We start from the raw sequence: 16,936 nt of genomic DNA, 5'->3' as shown, positions 1-16,936 counted from the left end.
CTCTTAACCATTTGATAGGCTGTCAATTGTAGCGGAAATGCGTTTAAACGAAACCCATTGCTGTAATAGGTAAGATGAGAATTTTTCTCACCCGGGGCTCCGGGTGAGAGAGGTGCGCTTAGCCGAGGATTTTTTCCAGCTCTGCACGTACGTCAGCCACGGCTTTGGTGCCGTCAACTTTCGCGTATTTGGTGTTACCCGCCTGCGCCTCTTTGGAGTAGTAGCCGATCAGCGGTGCGGTCATCTGATGGTATTCCACCAGGCGTTTACGCACGGTTTCTTCCTGGTCGTCTTTACGGGTGGTCAGCTCTTCGCCGGTCACGTCGTCTTTGCCTTCAACCTTAGGTGGGTTGAATTTGATGTGGTAAACGCGGCCAGAGGCAGCGTGCACGCGACGGCCAACGATACGGTCAACGATCAGTTCGTCCGGTACATCGAACTCCAGCACGTAATCCACGTTGATGCCCGCTTCTTTCATGGCGTCAGCCTGAGGAATGGTGCGCGGGAAGCCGTCCAGCAGGAAACCATTGCGGCAGTCTTCCTGAGCAATGCGCTCTTTTACCAGCGCGATAACCAGTTCGTCGGTCACCAGCTTGCCTGCGTCCATGATGTCTTTAGCTTGTTTGCCCAGCTCGGAGCCAGATTTAACAGCGGCACGCAGCATGTCACCAGTAGAGATTTGCGGAATACCGTATTTCTCCATGATGAACTGAGCCTGAGTTCCCTTACCCGCGCCCGGAGCGCCAAGCAGAATAATACGCATTGCGAAAATCCCCTCAAATGTCGATTCAATTTTTCAAAAGCGCTAAACAATACCACCAGAACGGGTATCGCTCAAGGAAGGCGGGGAGGCTGAAACGGTTAACGGGGGGAGATTATTTGGGTTAGTGCGAGAATGCCCCCTCACCCTAACCCTCTCCCCAAAGGGGAGAGGGGACGATTATACCCTCTCCCCTTTGGGGAGAGGGCCAGGGTGAGGGGTAGGTTTTGTATTACGCCAGCAGCAGCGCATTCACACGTTTAATGAACAGGTTAGGATCTTCCAGGGTGCCGCGCTCGGCCAGCAGGGACTGATCCAGCAGCAGTTCAACCCACTCCGCAAAGCGGGCGTCGTCCTGGGTATCCGCCGCGCGTTTCACCAGCGGATGATCCGGATTAAGCTCAAAGATATATTTCACTTCCGGCACGGCCTGGCCCGCCGCAGCGAACAGTTTCGCCATCTGGGTGCTCATTTCGTCCGCATCGGTGGTGACAATGGCTGGCGTATCGGTCAGACGGTGCGTGAAGCGCACCTCTTTCACGCGGTCGCCCAGCAGGGTTTTCACGCGCTCAACGAACGGCTCCAGCGCCTTCTCGGCTTCCTTCGCGCTGTCGTCCACTTCATCCGCCAGCTTATCGATAGACTCGTCGGCTTTAGCAACGGACTGGAAGGATTTACCGTCGAACTCGGTCAGGTAGTTCATCATCCACTCGTCGATGCGGTCAGACAGCAGCAGCACTTCGATGCCTTTCTTACGCAGCAGCTCCAGATGCGGGCTGCTCTTCGCTGCCGCATAGCTGTCGGCGGTGATGTAGTAGATCTTCTCCTGCCCTTCTTTCATTCGGGAGACGTACTCTTCCAGCGATACGGTCTGGGCGGAGGAGTCGTTGTGCGTAGAGGCGAAGCGCAGCAGTTTAGCGATAGCTTCCACGTTCGCGGTGTCTTCCGCCGGGCCTTCTTTCAGCACCAGGCCGAACTGTTTCCAGAAGGTCTGGTATTTTTCCGCATCGTCTTTCGCCAGTTTTTCCAGCATCTGCAACGCTCGCTTGGTCAGGGCGTTACGCAGGTTACGGGTGACGGTGCTGTCCTGGAGAATTTCACGGGAGACGTTCAGCGGCAGATCGTTGGAATCTATCAGGCCACGCACAAAGCGCAGGTAGTTCGGCATGAACTGCTCGGCGTCGTCCATGATGAAGACGCGCTGCACGTACAGCTTCAGGCCGTGCTTGTGATCGCGGTTCAACATGTCCCACGGCGCCTGCGCCGGAATGTACAGCAGGCTGGTGTACTCCTGCTTCCCTTCCACACGGTTGTGGCTCCAGGTCAGCGGGTCGGTAAAGTCGTGGGCGATGTGCTTGTAAAACTCGTTGTACTCGTCGTCTTTAATTTCAGCTTTGTTGCGCGTCCACAGCGCCTGCGCCTTGTTGATTTTCTCCCACGAAACCACGGTTTCGCCGTCTTTCTCTTCCTGTTTTTCAATCTCAACCGGCAGCGCGATGTGGTCAGAATATTTGCTGATGATGGAGCGTACGCGCCAGTCGTTCAGGAAATCGTCTTCGCCTTCGCGCAGGTGCAGAGTGATTTCGGTGCCGCGATCCGCTTTGGTGATATCATCAACGGTGTATTCGCCTTCCCCTTTGGATTCCCACAGCACGCCGTTTTCGGTGCTGTCGCCCGCGGCGCGGGTGCGCACGGTGACTTTATCCGCCACGATGAATGCCGAGTAGAAGCCTACGCCGAACTGACCGATCAGCTGGCTGTCTTTCGCCTGGTCAGAGCCCATGGACTCGAGGAACGCTTTGGTGCCGGATTTAGCGATGGTGCCAAGGTGGTCGATCACCTCGTCGCGGTTCATCCCGATGCCATTATCGGCAATCGTCAGGGTGCGGTTCTCTTTATTAAAAGAGACGCGCACGCGCAGTTCGCCATCGCCTTCGTACAGATCCGGGTTGGACAGCGCGCGGAAGCGCAACTTGTCCGCCGCATCGGAGGCGTTGGAAATCAGCTCACGCAGGAAGATTTCTTTGTTGGAATACAGGGAATGGATCATCAGGTGCAGAAGCTGTTTTACTTCTGACTGGAAACCACGGGTTTCTTGTCCTTTCATCTAAGTCGACCTCAACAATGCCATTTAATGGGGTTGTAAAACGTTGAGTGAGAGATGGGGATAAGGGGGGGAATTTTCAAGCGGAGGCCGCGCACGCAGCCTCCGTTTGGTCAGAAAATAATCTTGTGTCGTCCGGCCAGCGAGTGCGACAGCGTGGTGCCGTCGACCATCTCCAGCTCACCGCCGACCGGCACGCCGTGGGCGATGCGGCTGGCGTCAACGCCGTACTGCGCGCACAGCTCGGCGATGTAGTTGGCGGTTGCCTCCCCTTCCACCGTCGGGTTGGTGGCGAGGATCACCTCTTTGATCGTCTCGGACTCAAGACGCTGTTCAAGACGATCGAGACCGATATCATCCGGGCCGATGCCGTCCAGCGGGGAGAGATGCCCCATCAGCACGAAATAGCGGCCGGAAAACTGCCCGGTTTGTTCGATGGCGTAGATGTCCGCCGGACTCTCCACCACGCAAATCTGACCGTTTTCCTGACGACGCGGGTTCGTGCAGATGTTACAGACGTCCTGCTCGGTAAAGGTCCGGCAATCCGCACAGTGACCAATTTCTGACATGGCGCGGGTCAGAGCCTGCGCCAGGCGCATCCCGCCGCTGCGGTCGCGCTGCAATAGCGTAAACGCCATACGCTGCGCCGACTTCGGGCCAACGCCCGGCAGGCAGCGCAGTGCTTCCATTAACTGCGTGAGCAGCGGACTGGTTTGCATCAGAATGGCATCTTAAAGCCCGGCGGCAGTTGCATACCGCTGGAAACAGAGGCCATTTTCTCTTTCTGGGTTTCGTCGATACGGCGAGCGGCATCGTTAAACGCGGCTGCAACCAGATCTTCCAGCATCTCTTTGTCGTCTTCGAGCAGGCTCGGGTCGATTTCAACGCGACGGCAGTTGTGCGCACCGTTGATGGTCACCTTGACCAGACCGGCACCCGATTCACCCGTGACTTCCAGCTGAGCGATCTCTTCCTGCATCTTCTGCATTTTTTCCTGCATCTGCTGAGCCTGCTTCATCAGGCCACCCAGACCGCCTTTTCCACCAAACATAGGCTTCTCTCTTCTTTCACGTTAAGGATTACAACCGTAAGTCAGACTCACGATCAAAGGGGGCGAATACTCTCTTCATCCAGATCGGCGTCGAAGAACCGGCGCAGGGTCTGGATGTTGTTATCCGCGATAATCGACTCGCGCGCCTGCGCGAGCTTCTCTTCATAAATCGCCTGTCGCCACTCGAGCGGCGTTTTCACCGCCGGATTATCATCTTCAATGATAGTCAATTCAACCGGCACACCCTGTAATGCGGTAAGCGCCTCGGCCAGCGCCTTTTGCGCGCCTGGGGAGTTGAGGTGCCGCTGGCCAGGGCGCAGGTGCAGACGCACCTGATTGCCTTCCTGCTCTTTCCAGGCATTCAGCGCGACCTGCTCCACCAGCTTCGGCAGCTGAAGTTTGCTGACCTCAGCGGCCCAGGCGTCGCGCTCGATGGACTCTTCCGCGAGCTTCGCGGACAGCTCCGGCGTTTTTTCATGCTCAAGCGCCTTTTTCAGCGCTTTTGGCGTGGCGACCACTTCCTTGACCGTTTCAACAACGGTAGTCGCCTTCCAGCGGTATGCCTCTTCTTTCGCCGGGGCTTTTTGCTCGAGCGCGGACGGTGCCGGACGCGACTGCACGCGCTCCGTTACCGAGGCCAGTCGTTCAAGCGCGGCGTTGTTCACCGGCCGCGCTCTTGCAGGCGCTGCCGGTTCACTCTTTTTTGGTTTGGTTGCTCCCTGCGCACGTTGCAACTGGCTTCGTGCGGCAAGCACCGAACTGGTGGCATCCGACAGCGGCACGTTCTGCGGCGGCGGCGATGCCGGTTGCGATGGCACCTGCTGCGGTGACATTACCGCGGTCGGCGCAACCGGCGCAAAGGACTGCCGGGGCGTTTCCGGCTCCGGCAATGGCTTGCGCGGATGGAAGGCCAGCGCGCGCAGCAGCGTCATTTCAACGCCCATCCGGCGATCCGGTGCAAACGGCAGCTCTTTGCGGCCAATCAGCAGCGTCTGATAATAAAGCTGAACATCAGCCGGCGGCACGGTGCGCGCAAGTTCACGCATCCGCTGTTCAATGGTCGCCATGTCCGCGCCAATGGCCGACGGAGACAATTGCAGCATCGCCACGCGATGCAGCAGGCTGAGCATCTCGACCAGCAGCGCTTCCCATTCAATGCCACGGGCGGCGGCATCGTTGACGAGGGTCATTACCCGCTCACCGTTGGCGGCAATCATCGCTTCGATAAGCGACAGCGCCTGATCGTCATCCAGCGTGCCGAGCATGGTGCTAACCGCGTCAGTGGAAAGCTTACCGTCACCGCTGGCAATTGCCTGGTCAGTCAGGCTCAGCGCATCACGCAGGCTGCCGTCCGCCGCGCGGGCCAGCAGCTGCAGGGCGCGCGGCTCGTGAACGATCTTCTCTTCATCAAGAATGTGTTCAAGCTGTGCGCGGATCTGCTCAACGTCCAGCGCCTTCAGATGGAATTGCAGGCAGCGCGACAGGATCGTGACCGGCAGCTTTTGCGGATCGGTGGTCGCCAGCAGGAATTTTACATGCGCAGGCGGCTCTTCCAGCGTTTTCAGCAGGGCGTTGAAGCTGTGGCGCGACAGCATGTGTACTTCATCGATCAGATAGACCTTGAAGCGGCCGCGCGCCGGGGCGTACTGCACATTGTCGAGCAGATCGCGGGTGTCTTCCACCTTGGTGCGCGAGGCGGCGTCGATCTCGATCAGATCGACAAAACGCCCCTGCTCGATCTCCCGGCAGTTGTCACATACGCCGCACGGGGTGGCGGTGATCCCGGTTTCGCAGTTCAGACCTTTTGCCAGCAGACGGGCAATAGAGGTTTTACCGACGCCACGGGTGCCGGAGAAAAGATAGGCGTGATGGATGCGACCTAGCGACAAGCCGTTCGCCAGGGCCGTCAGCACATGTTCCTGACCGACAACGTCAGCAAAGGTTTGTGGTCGCCATTTACGGGCTAACACCTGATAACTCATGGGCAGGCTCTGCAACGCTGGAAGGTGAATTAATGGAGGGGAATGCTATCACAACCTCACCCATTGAGCGAGGTTGTGAGATACGGGATTAATGACCCGGGAAAGGCACCAGGCTGTAGCTGGTAATACCCTGTTTTTCCAGGCGCTGCTCGCCGCCGAGATCGAACAGGTTGATGATGAAGGCCGCGTCAGTCACTTCCCCGCCCAGACGACGGATCAGCTTCACGGTCGCTTCGATGGTGCCGCCGGTTGCCAGCAGATCGTCCACCACCAGCACTTTGTCGCCTGGCTTGATGGCATCAACGTGAATTTCCAGCTGATCGGTGCCGTATTCCAGCTCATAGCTCTCAGCAATGGTTTCACGCGGCAGTTTGCGCGGCTTACGCACCGGCACAAAACCCACGCCCATCGCCAGCGCAACCGGTGCGCCGAACAGGAAGCCACGGGCTTCGGTACCTACTACTTTGGTGATCCCGGCGTTTTTATAACGCTCAACCAGCAGTTCAATGCTGAGGGCGTACGCTTTCGGGTCTTCCAGCAAGCTGGTGACATCACGGAAAAGAATGCCAGGCTTTGGATAATCCTGGATACTTTTGATGCTATTTTTCAGATATTCAAGCTGCTGTGCAGTTGCGGTCATCGGTTTGTGCCTAAATGAAACAGTGTTACTCACGGCGCGCGACGAGTCGGTCAAAGTAACAGTTGTTTAACCTTTGACCAGGCGCACCTGTGCTCGAAAACGGTCGAATTTACTGGCTGTGCGCCATAATTGCAACCGCCATGATGAGGCTTCAGTGCTTTTGTTGCTTTTCATCAACCACGGGGATCCGCCACATGAAGATCAGCAGGCAGGCCAGGATTGCCAGCAGCAGAATGCGCACCCACATCATTTTCACCAGCCATAACGAGACGGCGAAGGTGATCAGGATGAAGGCAATGGCGCGCGGCTTGGCCCCGGGCGGCATGGCCCGGTGTTTTTGCCAGTGCCGCAGGTAGCCGCCAAACCACGAACGGTACAGGAGCCAGTGGTGAAAACGCGGCGACGAGCGGGCGAAGCACCAGGCGGCCAACAGGATGAACGGGGTGGTCGGCAGCAAGGGCAATACGATGCCCAACGTACCCAGCACTACCGCGAGCCAGCCAATGATGATTAAAATAGTACGCTGCATAATGCGAATCGTTATCAAACTGAACGGCTACTTTACCACTGGAGAGCGCATTGAAAACAGCACTGCTTCTTGAGAGGCTGCAAAATCAGCTGATCGCGCTGCGGGCGCAGGCCACACCGCTGATGGGACATGCTACGCTGAAACCGCGCTTTGACCGGCAGCTCTTCCGCACCCGCAGTACCGTCATTCAGGATTACCTTGCTGAGATGCAGACCAACCTCGACGAGCTTCGCCACGCGGTTGAGAGTGAACAGCAGGAACAGGTGGTGTGGCTTGCGGAGCATCTTACTGAGCAGATCACCGCCCTGCACCGCGAAATCGCCGCCTGGCCGCTACGGGCGTGGGACAGCGCCTCGCCTGGGCTCGGAAAATGGCAGCGCAAGCGGCTGGAGAACCAGGAGTTTGAGCGGCGTCTGTTTGAGATGAAGTGTGAGCGCGAAGCCCGCCTGACCACCAGCGAAACGCTGCAAGAGCAGCAGTTATTAATGCGTGAAATCAGCGCGCTGGAAGGCCGCATCGTCCGCTGCCGTCAGGCGCTGGATGAGATTGAACGCGTCATTGAACGCCTGACCCGTTAACAGGAGCCACTAATGTCACTGGAAAATGCCCCCGACGAGGTCAAGCTGGCCCTCGATTTAATTATGCTGCTGGAGAATCACGAGATCCCGGCGGAGACGGTGCTGAAAGCGCTGGAGATTGTGCGGCGGGATTTTGAGGGAAAGGTGAAGGCCGGTTGCCCTCACCCTCACCCTAGCCCTCTCCCTGGAGGGAGAGGGGACCGTTAGGTGCGGTTTGAAAGATCTGCACTGATTCGCTTTTTACCCTCTCCCCTCTGGGGAGAGGGCAGGGTGAGGGGCGGAGTTTTCGTCCCCCTTAATCTCACGCTTCACTTCCGTATGTTCGTCACCTTTCTCGTTACGCAGGTGAACTTCAAGCTGGTTGAAGGCGATATTAATGTTGTTTTCACGGCACAGACGGTCAATGGTGCGGTTCAGCTCATCGACGGTGTAGCTGCGATCGCGTAGTTCGCGTACGTACAGGCGCAGCTCATGATCCAGCGTGCTTGGCCCGAAGGTGGTGAAGAACACGTCAGGCGCAGGATCGTGCATCACTTTAGGATGTGATTTCGCGGCTTCCAGCAGGACCTCTTTCACTTTATCCAGATCTGAACCATAGGCCACCCCGAGTCGGACCACCACGCGCGTCGTAGTATCCGAAAGCGACCAGTTGATCAGTCGCTCGGTCACGAAGGCTTTGTTCGGGATGATCACCTCTTTACGATCGAAGTCAGTGATGGTGGTCGCACGAATACGGATCTTGCTGACGGTCCCGGAGAAGGTGCCGATGGTGACGGTATCGCCGATACGCACCGGACGTTCGAACAGGATTATCAGGCCAGAAACAAAGTTACCGAAGATCTCCTGCAAGCCGAAGCCCAGACCTACCGACAGCGCCGCCGCCAGCCACTGGAGTTTATCCCACGAGACGCCCAGCGAGCCGAATACCGTCATCGCCCCGACAATAATAATGACGTAGTTCAGGATGGTGGTAATGGCATACGACGCCCCCTGACGCAGGTTCAGCCTTGAGAGCACCAGCACTTCCAGCAGACCAGGCAGGTTGCGGATCAACGCCCAGGCCACCACCGACGACACCAGCGCAAAGAGCAGGCTGCCCATGGTGACGCTTTTCATTACCGCAGCGCCCGCTTCGGTACCGTTGTATTGCCAGAGGGTGATACTGTCGAGGTAGGCGAAGACGGTAATTAAATCAGACCAGATGGCCCAGAACATCACCGCAAACAGCGCAATCATCACCAGCATGGTAATACGCATCGTTTGCTGGTTTACCTGCTCCAGGGCAATGGTCGGCTCTTCCTGCGGCTCAGCCCCTTCAGCCCCCTCTTTAACCTGATGCTGTCGACGGGCAACAGCGCGACGATACGCAATGCGGCGCGCCGCCACGCTCAAACCGCGCAGCACGGTCTGGAACAGCAGGTTCCACAGGATCACCAGATACACGGTTTCAATCCAGCGGCCTGACAGACGAAGCGTGGTATAGAAGTAACCCGTTGCCGTCAGCACCATCAGCGCCAGCGGAATGATCGCCAGCACCGTTACGGTAACCAGACGAAGATTGTGGGACTCTTTATCACGCCAGCTGTCGCGGCACATCGGCCACATCAGGACGGCTATCAGCAGCAGGTTCAGCATAATTACCAGCTGTCCCAGCACGTCATCCATCAGATGCAGCGGCGAAAGCTCGGCCACAACGGACCAGAAGTGCAGCGGCAACAGCGCGAGGCTGATACGTACAATCTGGCGACGCCAGTGGCTGGTGAGTTTCTCCGGCATGTTGAAGTGTCGGACCGCGACGCCATCTTTTTCCAGCACTTTCCAGCACAGGCCAAACACCAGCCAGAACAGCGCCAGCTTTTTGCTGAACGCCCACAGCAGGTCGCTGATATTGAGCTGCATGGTCAACAGGATCAGGCCGACGGCGAGGATCAGCAGGCAGACCGGCAGAGCACGGATCAGATCGATCAGGATCGCTTTCGGGGTGTGCAGCTGGCTGTCGTTACGCAGTTGCCCCACTTCCGAGGCCAGCTTCGCCTGGTACTGCTTCAGCCATTTCAAACGCCAGCGTATTACTCCGGCGATAAGCAGCAAAGGCAGACCCGCAAGGAAGGCAATCATCACCGCAGGCCAGGCTTTCTCCCAGTTCACGGTAATTTTCATGCTTTTGATCTGGGATTTCAGCGTTTCAGGGAAAGATTTAAACCAGCCCCAGTCCATGGGTTTGTTGCTGTTCACCCAGAAAATCTGCTGGGTCAGGATCTCCTGGAGGCTTTTAGACACGCTCACCAGCTGCTGCTGGTTGATTTGCAGGTTAATCGCCATCATCAGCTGGTTGCCCAGCTGCTTATTAAGCTGATCGAGCAGCTCGCGGCGCATATCCACAACCTGCAACAGCGCGTCGTGAACTTCACCGTTTACTTCACTTGAATGGCCTTCTTCCACTTTGGCAACAAACGTATCGCTCTGGAACAGGGCATCGCGCTGCTGGTTAACGTCAAACTGTTCAAGACGCAAATCCGCAATGCGGTTGGTCATGTCTTCCAGCTCGTCGGCGGACGGCAGCGTCTGCTGCTGCTGGTAAAGAATGCGCGACAGCAGCAGGCTTCCCTTCAGGACGGCAATCTGCTCTTTGACATTGCGCTCAGCCTGCAAAGCGCGATCCAGCCAGTTTTTGACTTTAATATTCTGCTGCACCAGCGCGCTGCCGCTTTCAGTAGCCTGAATCAGGCGCTCGCTCAGCTGATGATTAATCTCCAGCTCCTGCTTCACCAGCGGATTGGCCTGGATACGCGCCGTTTCGTCTGGCGAGACCGCTTCCTGCGCCGTTTTTTCGGTCAGCGTCAGGCGCTTGCTGTTCACCGCCTCCTGCAACAGCTGAAGCTGATGCTCGAGCCGGTTGATATTCGCGTTCACGTAGTCACGCTGTTTTTGCAGCGCATCCTGCAACACCGTGTTGCCTTCCAGACTCTTACGCTGCTGTTCAATCTCCGCGTTCAGCAGCGTCTGCTGGATGTTCAGCAGCGTTTGCTGGGTCGGTCGAAGCGCCCCTTCCCCCACGGTAATGCCATTCAGACGGTTACGTATCTGCTGTAGCTGTTGCGATGCAGAATACATGGCGTTCTGCACGCGCTCAGGCTGGGTTTGCAGCGAAACCAGCTGGCTGTTATAGGTCGAGAGATCGGACTGCGCCGTTTGCAGATCGTCCAGCAGCTGCGCCACGCGCGACTCGAGCTGGCGCAAAGAAAGCGTGGCAAGCGTTTTTCGGGTTTCATCGTCGTTATCAACGTCGCTAAGCGCGTTCAGGGCCTCCGTTGCTTTACGCATGTTCTCCGGCGCCTGAGCGACCTTCTGCCGCAGCTGGGCCGTTTCGGCTTTGATGCGATCGATCTTATCCAGCGTATCCAGGGTTTCCGTCAGGTCCTGCTGAACGAGCTTTTCCTGGGCGGAGAGATCTTTTTGTTTATTTAGGGTGTCGAGTTGCGACTGAACCTCGGCACGCGTCGGGACGTCACTGCCGTTGTCTGCACGGGCCCAGGAATGCGGTGCGGCTGCAAAGAAAAACAGCAGGATCAAAAAAACGGCCAGAACAGAATGTGTCGAGCGATAGGTGTGCAGCATAGTCGTGAATGTGATCTGAGAAATGACCGAAAATAGTCGGGCGTGAAGAATATCACGCCCGGCTAAAGCAGAATAGCGGGAAGGTAATCCTCTAAGACATTTCCTGGAAAGATTCAGGCAGTAAGCGGCGATCCCTCGCTGCGGAGGGTCGGGCAAAGCTGGCACATCTCCAGGAAAATCGCGACGTAGCTACGCGCCTCTGATTTCAGATCGAACGACTGCGGGGCGAAAAGCCAGTTTTCCATCAGGCCGGAAATATAGCTGCGCATCAGGATCGCCGCCCGGCGCGTTAACAGCGTAGCGGGAAGCATGTCGGCCTGCATACATTCCTTAAGAACTTGCTCGATGCGATCGTAGCTTTCCAGACACAGGTCGCGCTGCGCCTGCTGAACCACCGCCATTTCGCCAACAAACTCACATTTATGGAAGATGATTTCCATCATCAGACGTCGGCGTTCTTCCACAACAGTCGCTTCAAGGATATATACTAATATTTCTCTTAATACTGAGAGTGGATCGTGAGGGAATTTTGCCCGATACTCACTCTCAAGATCGCTGATGCTGGACTCTGAAAGCTCCCAGATTTCACCAAACAGATCTGACTTGTCTTTAAAATGCCAGTAAATCGCTCCCCGCGTGACGCCCGCGGCCTGAGCAATCTGCGCCAGCGAGGTTGCCGAAACACCCTGCTGTGAGAACAAACGCATTGCCACATCCAGAATGTGTTGTCGGGTTTCCAGCGCTTGTTGTTTGGTTTTTCGTGCCATACGTTGATGAATTTACAGGAGTCAGATTTACATACATTTATGAATGTATGTACCATAGCATGACGATAATATAAACGCAGCAATGGGTTTTTAGACTCAGGACCCTTGATCAATTTGAAATCGGACACTCGAGGTTTACATATGAACAAAAACAGAGGGTTAACGCCTCTGGCGGTCGTTCTGATGCTCTCAGGCAGCTTAGCGCTTACAGGATGTGACGACAAAGAGGCTCAACAAGGAGCTCAGCAGGTGCCAGAAGTTGGCGTCGTGACGCTCAAATCCGAACCTCTCCAGATGACAACAGAACTACCGGGCCGCACCAGCGCCTACCGCATTGCAGAAGTACGTCCGCAGGTGAGCGGTATCATCCTGAAACGTAACTTCACCGAAGGCGGTGATGTGAAAGCAGGTGAGTCTCTTTATCAGATTGATCCAGCAACCTATCAGGCGTCTTATGAGAGCGCTAAAGGCGATCTGGCGAAAGCAGAAGCGGCAGCCAAAATTTCGCAACTGACGTTGAATCGTTACAAGAAACTGCTCGGCACGCAGTACATCAGCCAACAGGATTACGATTCTGCCCTGGCCGATGCACAGCAAGCCAATGCAGCCGTTGTGGCGGCGAAAGCGGCGGTAGAAACCGCGCGTATTAACCTCGCCTACACCAAAGTGACCTCCCCTATCAGCGGTCGCATTGGTAAATCAGCCGTCACCGAAGGTGCGCTGGTGCAGAACGGTCAAACCAACGCGCTGGCCACCGTGCAGCAGCTTGACCCGATCTACGTTGACGTTACACAGTCCAGCAACGATTTCCTGCGTCTCAAACAGGAGCTTGCCAGCGGACAACTGAAACAGGAAAACGGTAAAGCCAAAGTTGAACTGGTTACCAACGACGGTATCAAGTTCTCACAAACAGGCACACTGGAATTTTCTGATGTGACCGTCGATCAGACCACCGGCTCTATCACCATCCGGGCTATTTTCCCGAATCCGGATAAAACCCTGCTGCCGGGTATGTTCGTACGCGCCCGTCTTGAAGAAGGGACTAACCCAAGCGCCATTCTGGTTCCGCAGCAAGGTGTGACCCGTACGCCACGCGGCGATGCGAGCGCGCTGGTTGTAGGTGCCGATAACAAAGTCGAAACACGCAATATCACTGCAACGCAGGCGATTGGCGACAAGTGGCTGGTAACGGAAGGTCTGAAAGATGGCGATCGCGTGATTATTACTGGTTTGCAAAAAGTTCGTCCTGGCGCGCAGGTCAAAGCTCAGGAAGTGAAATCTGACGACAAACAACAAGCGTCGGCCGCTGGCCAGTCAGAACAAACCAAGTCTTAACTTAAACAGGAGCCGTTAAGACATGCCTAATTTCTTTATCGATCGCCCCATATTTGCGTGGGTGATCGCCATTATCATCATGCTGGCCGGGGGACTTGCGATCCTGAAGCTGCCTGTTGCGCAATATCCAACGATTGCGCCGCCGGCAGTGACGATCTCCGCAACCTACCCGGGCGCTGATGCCAAAACGGTGCAGGACACCGTTACGCAGGTTATCGAACAGAACATGAACGGTATCGATAACCTGATGTACATGTCCTCAAACAGTGACTCAACCGGTACAGTTCAGATTACCCTGACCTTTGAATCCGGTACGGATGCGGACATTGCGCAGGTTCAGGTGCAGAACAAACTGCAGCTGGCGATGCCCCTGCTGCCGCAGGAAGTGCAACAACAGGGTGTGAGCGTCGAGAAATCGTCCAGTAGCTTCCTGATGGTTGTCGGCGTGATTAACACCGATGGCACCATGACGCAGGAAGATATTTCCGACTACGTGGGCGCCAACATGAAGGACGCCATCAGCCGTACGTCTGGTGTGGGTGATGTTCAGCTGTTCGGTTCACAGTACGCGATGCGTATCTGGATGGATCCGAATAAGCTGAACAACTTCCAGCTAACCCCGGTTGACGTGATCAGCGCAATTAAAGCGCAAAACGCCCAGGTTGCAGCCGGTCAGTTAGGCGGCACGCCGCCGGTGAAAGGCCAGCAGCTTAACGCGTCTATCATCGCGCAAACGCGTCTGACCTCGGCGGATGAGTTCAGTAAAATTCTGCTGAAGGTGAATCAGGACGGTTCGCAGGTTCGCCTGCGTGACGTGGCGAAAGTGGAGCTGGGTGGCGAGAACTACGACGTTATTGCGAAGTTCAACGGTAAACCGGCTTCCGGTTTAGGTATCAAACTGGCGACTGGTGCGAACGCCCTGGACACCGCGACGGCTATCCGTGCAGAACTGAAGAAGATGGAACCTTTCTTCCCGTCAGGTCTGAAAATTGTTTACCCGTATGACACCACGCCGTTCGTTAAAATTTCGATTCACGAAGTGGTTAAAACCCTGGTTGAGGCGATCATCCTCGTCTTCCTGGTAATGTACCTGTTCCTGCAAAACTTCCGCGCAACGCTGATCCCAACCATCGCCGTGCCGGTTGTACTGCTCGGCACCTTCGCGGTTCTGGCGATATTTGGCTATTCGATAAACACCCTGACGATGTTCGGGATGGTGCTCGCCATCGGCCTGCTGGTGGATGACGCCATCGTAGTGGTCGAAAACGTTGAGCGTGTGATGGCGGAAGAAGGCCTGCCGCCGAAGGAAGCAACCCGTAAATCAATGGGCCAGATCCAGGGCGCGCTGGTCGGTATCGCGATGGTTCTGTCTGCGGTATTTATCCCGATGGCCTTCTTCGGTGGTTCAACCGGTGCGATTTACCGTCAGTTCTCTATTACCATCGTTTCCGCGATGGCGCTGTCGGTGCTGGTAGCCCTGATCCTGACGCCAGCCCTGTGTGCGACCATGCTGAAGCCGATTAAGAAAGGTGGCCACGGCGAGCACAAAGGGTTCTTCGGCTGGTTTAACCGCATGTTTGATAAGAGTACGCATCACTACACCGACAGCGTGGGGAACATCCTGCGCAGCACCGGTCGTTATCTGCTGCTCTATATCATCATCGTGGTGGGCATGGCTTTCCTGTTTGTTCGTCTGCCAAGCTCGTTCCTGCCAGATGAAGACCAGGGCGTGTTCCTGAGCATGGCTCAGCTTCCGGCGGGTGCGACGCAAGAACGTACGCAAAAAGTGCTGGATGAGATGACCGACTACTTCCTGACCAAAGAGAAAGACAACGTCGAATCCGTGTTTGCGGTTAACGGCTTTGGCTTCGCGGGTCGTGGTCAGAACACCGGTATTGCCTTCGTTTCTCTGAAAGACTGGTCCGAACGCCCGGGTGATGAGAACAAAGTTGAAGCCATTACCAACCGGGCCATGGGTACCTTCTCACAGATTAAAGATGCGATGGTCTTCGCCTTTAACCTGCCAGCGATTGTTGAACTGGGTACGGCGACCGGCTTCGACTTCCAGCTGATTGACCAGGGCGGTCTGGGCCACGAAAAACTGACTCAGGCGCGTAACCAGCTATTTGGCGAGGTGGCTAAACACCCTGACCTGCTGGTGGGCGTGCGTCCTAACGGTCTGGAAGATACGCCGCAGTACAAGATCGATATCGACCAGGAAAAAGCACAGGCGCTGGGTGTGACCATCAGTGACATCAATACCACGCTGGGTGCAGCCTGGGGTGGCAGCTACGTCAACGACTTCATCGACCGTGGTCGCGTGAAGAAAGTGTACGTCATGTCCGAAGCGCAATACCGTATGCTGCCGAACGATATCAACAACTGGTACGTTCGCGGCAGCGATGGCCAGATGGTGCCGTTCTCCGCCTTCTCAACTTCGCGCTGGGAATACGGTTCGCCGCGTCTGGAGCGTTATAACGGCTTGCCATCGATGGAGATTCTCGGTCAGGCGGCGCCGGGCCGAAGCACCGGTGAAGCCATGAACCTGATGGAAGAGTTGGCCAGCAAACTGCCTGCGGGTATTGGCTACGACTGGACCGGTATGTCCTATCAGGAACGTCTGTCCGGTAACCAGGCCCCTGCCCTGTACGCCATTTCACTGATTGTGGTGTTCCTGTGTCTGGCGGCATTGTATGAGAGCTGGTCGATTCCGTTCTCCGTTATGCTCGTGGTTCCGCTGGGGGTTATCGGTGCGCTGCTTGCCGCAACCTTCCGTGGGCTGACTAACGACGTTTACTTCCAGGTGGGCCTGCTGACAACCATTGGCTTGTCGGCGAAGAACGCGATACTTATCGTCGAATTCGCCAAAGATCTGATGGAGAAAGAAGGTAAAGGCCTGATTGAAGCAACGCTTGAAGCCGTTCGTATGCGTCTGCGTCCAATCCTGATGACGTCCCTGGCGTTTATCCTCGGCGTTATGCCGCTGGTTATCAGCTCAGGCGCAGGCTCCGGCGCACAGAACGCGGTAGGTACCGGTGTAATGGGTGGTATGGTCACTGCGACCGTTCTCGCCATCTTCTTTGTACCGGTGTTCTTCGTGGTGGTACGTCGCCGCTTTAGCCGCAAAAATGAAGATGTGGAGCACAATCATTCGGTAGAACATCACTGATACCGGTTTCACATGATAAAAAGGCCGCATTTGCGGCCTTTTTCATTTTCAGAAAAATTCATAAAATAGTCTTATTGTCGTTTTATTTATTTTCACCCGTCCTGATAAGACTTATCATAATAATCCGATAAGCTAATCGTAGAATTCAGCATTCTTTTTATATCAATTCATCGCCTAAAATATTCGGACAAATCCTAAATCATCGTAAATGCCGAAGACATCTGAATCCGGACTTCAATTGAAACATTGCGCTAACTCAATGAATCTTAAGGAACGGATTAAAAAAAGGGTTTCTCTCGATAAAAGTGTTCGCGTCTGAGGTCACATTTGCGTAAGCGCTCGCAAGGAAACGTTTTAATTGTAATTTTTCGTAATAGCGCGGTGAAATCCTGATCAGAGTGGC

At 55.7% G+C, this 16,936-nt stretch carries 13 protein-coding genes and 1 other annotated feature; of the genes, 4 read left to right on the top strand and 9 right to left on the bottom strand.

Annotated features, from left to right (window positions below; translation table 11 throughout):
- Window positions 1-118 precede the first annotated feature (118 nt).
- From adk to L2Y28_RS05075, 7 genes are all read right to left on the bottom strand, one after another.
- Window positions 119-763, bottom strand: a complete 645-nt coding sequence (gene adk, locus L2Y28_RS05105; RefSeq protein ID WP_022647279.1) for an adenylate kinase — start codon at window positions 761-763, stop codon at window positions 119-121.
- 229 nt (window positions 764-992) lie between these two features.
- Window positions 993-2,867, bottom strand: coding sequence for a molecular chaperone HtpG (gene htpG / locus L2Y28_RS05100; protein WP_022647278.1), 1,875 nt, complete (start codon window positions 2,865-2,867; stop codon window positions 993-995).
- Between the two features lie 110 nt (window positions 2,868-2,977).
- Window positions 2,978-3,583, bottom strand: a complete 606-nt coding sequence (gene recR, locus L2Y28_RS05095) for a recombination mediator RecR (RefSeq protein WP_006809843.1) — start codon at window positions 3,581-3,583, stop codon at window positions 2,978-2,980.
- Entirely contained in the window at window positions 3,583-3,915 is a 333-nt protein-coding gene (locus tag L2Y28_RS05090; protein ID WP_003858972.1) for a YbaB/EbfC family nucleoid-associated protein, read from the bottom strand. Before L2Y28_RS05090 ends, recR begins: the two co-directional genes overlap by 1 nt.
- 53 nt (window positions 3,916-3,968) lie before the next feature.
- Window positions 3,969-5,897 carry a DNA polymerase III subunit gamma/tau gene (dnaX, locus tag L2Y28_RS05085; RefSeq protein ID WP_022647277.1) on the bottom strand — a complete coding sequence of 643 codons (1,929 nt, stop codon included), beginning with the start codon at window positions 5,895-5,897 and terminating at the stop codon, window positions 3,969-3,971.
- Window positions 4,575-4,639, bottom strand: a sequence feature (DnaX frameshifting element). It overlaps the preceding gene by 65 nt.
- Before the next feature lie 88 nt (window positions 5,898-5,985).
- Window positions 5,986-6,537 carry an adenine phosphoribosyltransferase gene (apt, locus tag L2Y28_RS05080; protein WP_000127359.1) on the bottom strand — a complete coding sequence of 184 codons (552 nt, stop codon included), beginning with the start codon at window positions 6,535-6,537 and terminating at the stop codon, window positions 5,986-5,988.
- Window positions 6,538-6,688: 151 nt separating this feature from the next.
- Window positions 6,689-7,066, bottom strand: a complete 378-nt coding sequence (locus L2Y28_RS05075; protein ID WP_001189855.1) for a DUF454 family protein — start codon at window positions 7,064-7,066, stop codon at window positions 6,689-6,691.
- 50 nt (window positions 7,067-7,116) lie between these two features.
- On the opposite strand from L2Y28_RS05075, the gene priC reads away from it, so the two are divergent.
- The gene (gene priC / locus L2Y28_RS05070; RefSeq protein WP_022647276.1) at window positions 7,117-7,644 is read left to right on the top strand and encodes a primosomal replication protein N''; all 528 of its coding nucleotides are present in this window, start codon (window positions 7,117-7,119) and stop codon (window positions 7,642-7,644) included.
- A gap of 12 nt (window positions 7,645-7,656) precedes the next feature.
- Window positions 7,657-7,851 carry a pleiotropic regulatory protein RsmS gene (gene rsmS / locus L2Y28_RS05065; protein ID WP_058655694.1) on the top strand — a complete coding sequence of 65 codons (195 nt, stop codon included), beginning with the start codon at window positions 7,657-7,659 and terminating at the stop codon, window positions 7,849-7,851.
- A gap of 33 nt (window positions 7,852-7,884) precedes the next feature.
- Here rsmS and mscK read toward each other — a convergent pair whose 3' ends face one another.
- Window positions 7,885-11,262, bottom strand: coding sequence for a mechanosensitive channel MscK (gene mscK / locus L2Y28_RS05060; RefSeq protein WP_022647274.1), 3,378 nt, complete (start codon window positions 11,260-11,262; stop codon window positions 7,885-7,887).
- Window positions 11,263-11,375: 113 nt separating this feature from the next.
- Window positions 11,376-12,029 (bottom strand): multidrug efflux transporter transcriptional repressor AcrR, encoded by a 654-nt coding sequence (gene acrR, locus L2Y28_RS05055; RefSeq protein WP_032621623.1) that lies wholly within the window; start codon window positions 12,027-12,029, stop codon window positions 11,376-11,378.
- 141 nt (window positions 12,030-12,170) lie between these two features.
- On the opposite strand from acrR, the gene acrA reads away from it, so the two are divergent.
- Both acrA and acrB read left to right on the top strand, forming a co-directional pair.
- Window positions 12,171-13,364, top strand: a complete 1,194-nt coding sequence (gene acrA, locus L2Y28_RS05050; protein WP_022647272.1) for a multidrug efflux RND transporter periplasmic adaptor subunit AcrA — start codon at window positions 12,171-12,173, stop codon at window positions 13,362-13,364.
- Between the two features lie 22 nt (window positions 13,365-13,386).
- Window positions 13,387-16,533 carry a multidrug efflux RND transporter permease subunit AcrB gene (gene acrB / locus L2Y28_RS05045; RefSeq protein WP_022647271.1) on the top strand — a complete coding sequence of 1,049 codons (3,147 nt, stop codon included), beginning with the start codon at window positions 13,387-13,389 and terminating at the stop codon, window positions 16,531-16,533.
- The last annotated feature ends 403 nt before the right edge of the window (window positions 16,534-16,936 follow it).

The organism is Enterobacter sp. JH25 (assembly GCF_021725435.1).
Classification (GTDB): domain Bacteria; phylum Pseudomonadota; class Gammaproteobacteria; order Enterobacterales; family Enterobacteriaceae; genus Enterobacter; species Enterobacter intestinihominis.
This window is presented reverse-complemented; position numbering and strand designations above follow the sequence as displayed.

Coding starts and splice junctions, on each gene's coding strand:
- adk (WP_022647279.1), bottom strand. CDS start 763: ATGCGTATTATTCTGCTTGGCGCTCCGGGCGCGGGTAAGGGAACTCAG.
- htpG (WP_022647278.1), bottom strand. CDS start 2,867: ATGAAAGGACAAGAAACCCGTGGTTTCCAGTCAGAAGTAAAACAGCTT.
- recR (WP_006809843.1), bottom strand. CDS start 3,583: ATGCAAACCAGTCCGCTGCTCACGCAGTTAATGGAAGCACTGCGCTGC.
- L2Y28_RS05090 (WP_003858972.1), bottom strand. CDS start 3,915: ATGTTTGGTGGAAAAGGCGGTCTGGGTGGCCTGATGAAGCAGGCTCAG.
- dnaX (WP_022647277.1), bottom strand. CDS start 5,897: ATGAGTTATCAGGTGTTAGCCCGTAAATGGCGACCACAAACCTTTGCT.
- apt (WP_000127359.1), bottom strand. CDS start 6,537: ATGACCGCAACTGCACAGCAGCTTGAATATCTGAAAAATAGCATCAAA.
- L2Y28_RS05075 (WP_001189855.1), bottom strand. CDS start 7,066: ATGCAGCGTACTATTTTAATCATCATTGGCTGGCTCGCGGTAGTGCTG.
- rsmS (WP_058655694.1), top strand. CDS start 7,657: ATGTCACTGGAAAATGCCCCCGACGAGGTCAAGCTGGCCCTCGATTTA.
- mscK (WP_022647274.1), bottom strand. CDS start 11,262: ATGCTGCACACCTATCGCTCGACACATTCTGTTCTGGCCGTTTTTTTG.
- acrR (WP_032621623.1), bottom strand. CDS start 12,029: ATGGCACGAAAAACCAAACAACAAGCGCTGGAAACCCGACAACACATT.
- acrA (WP_022647272.1), top strand. CDS start 12,171: ATGAACAAAAACAGAGGGTTAACGCCTCTGGCGGTCGTTCTGATGCTC.
- acrB (WP_022647271.1), top strand. CDS start 13,387: ATGCCTAATTTCTTTATCGATCGCCCCATATTTGCGTGGGTGATCGCC.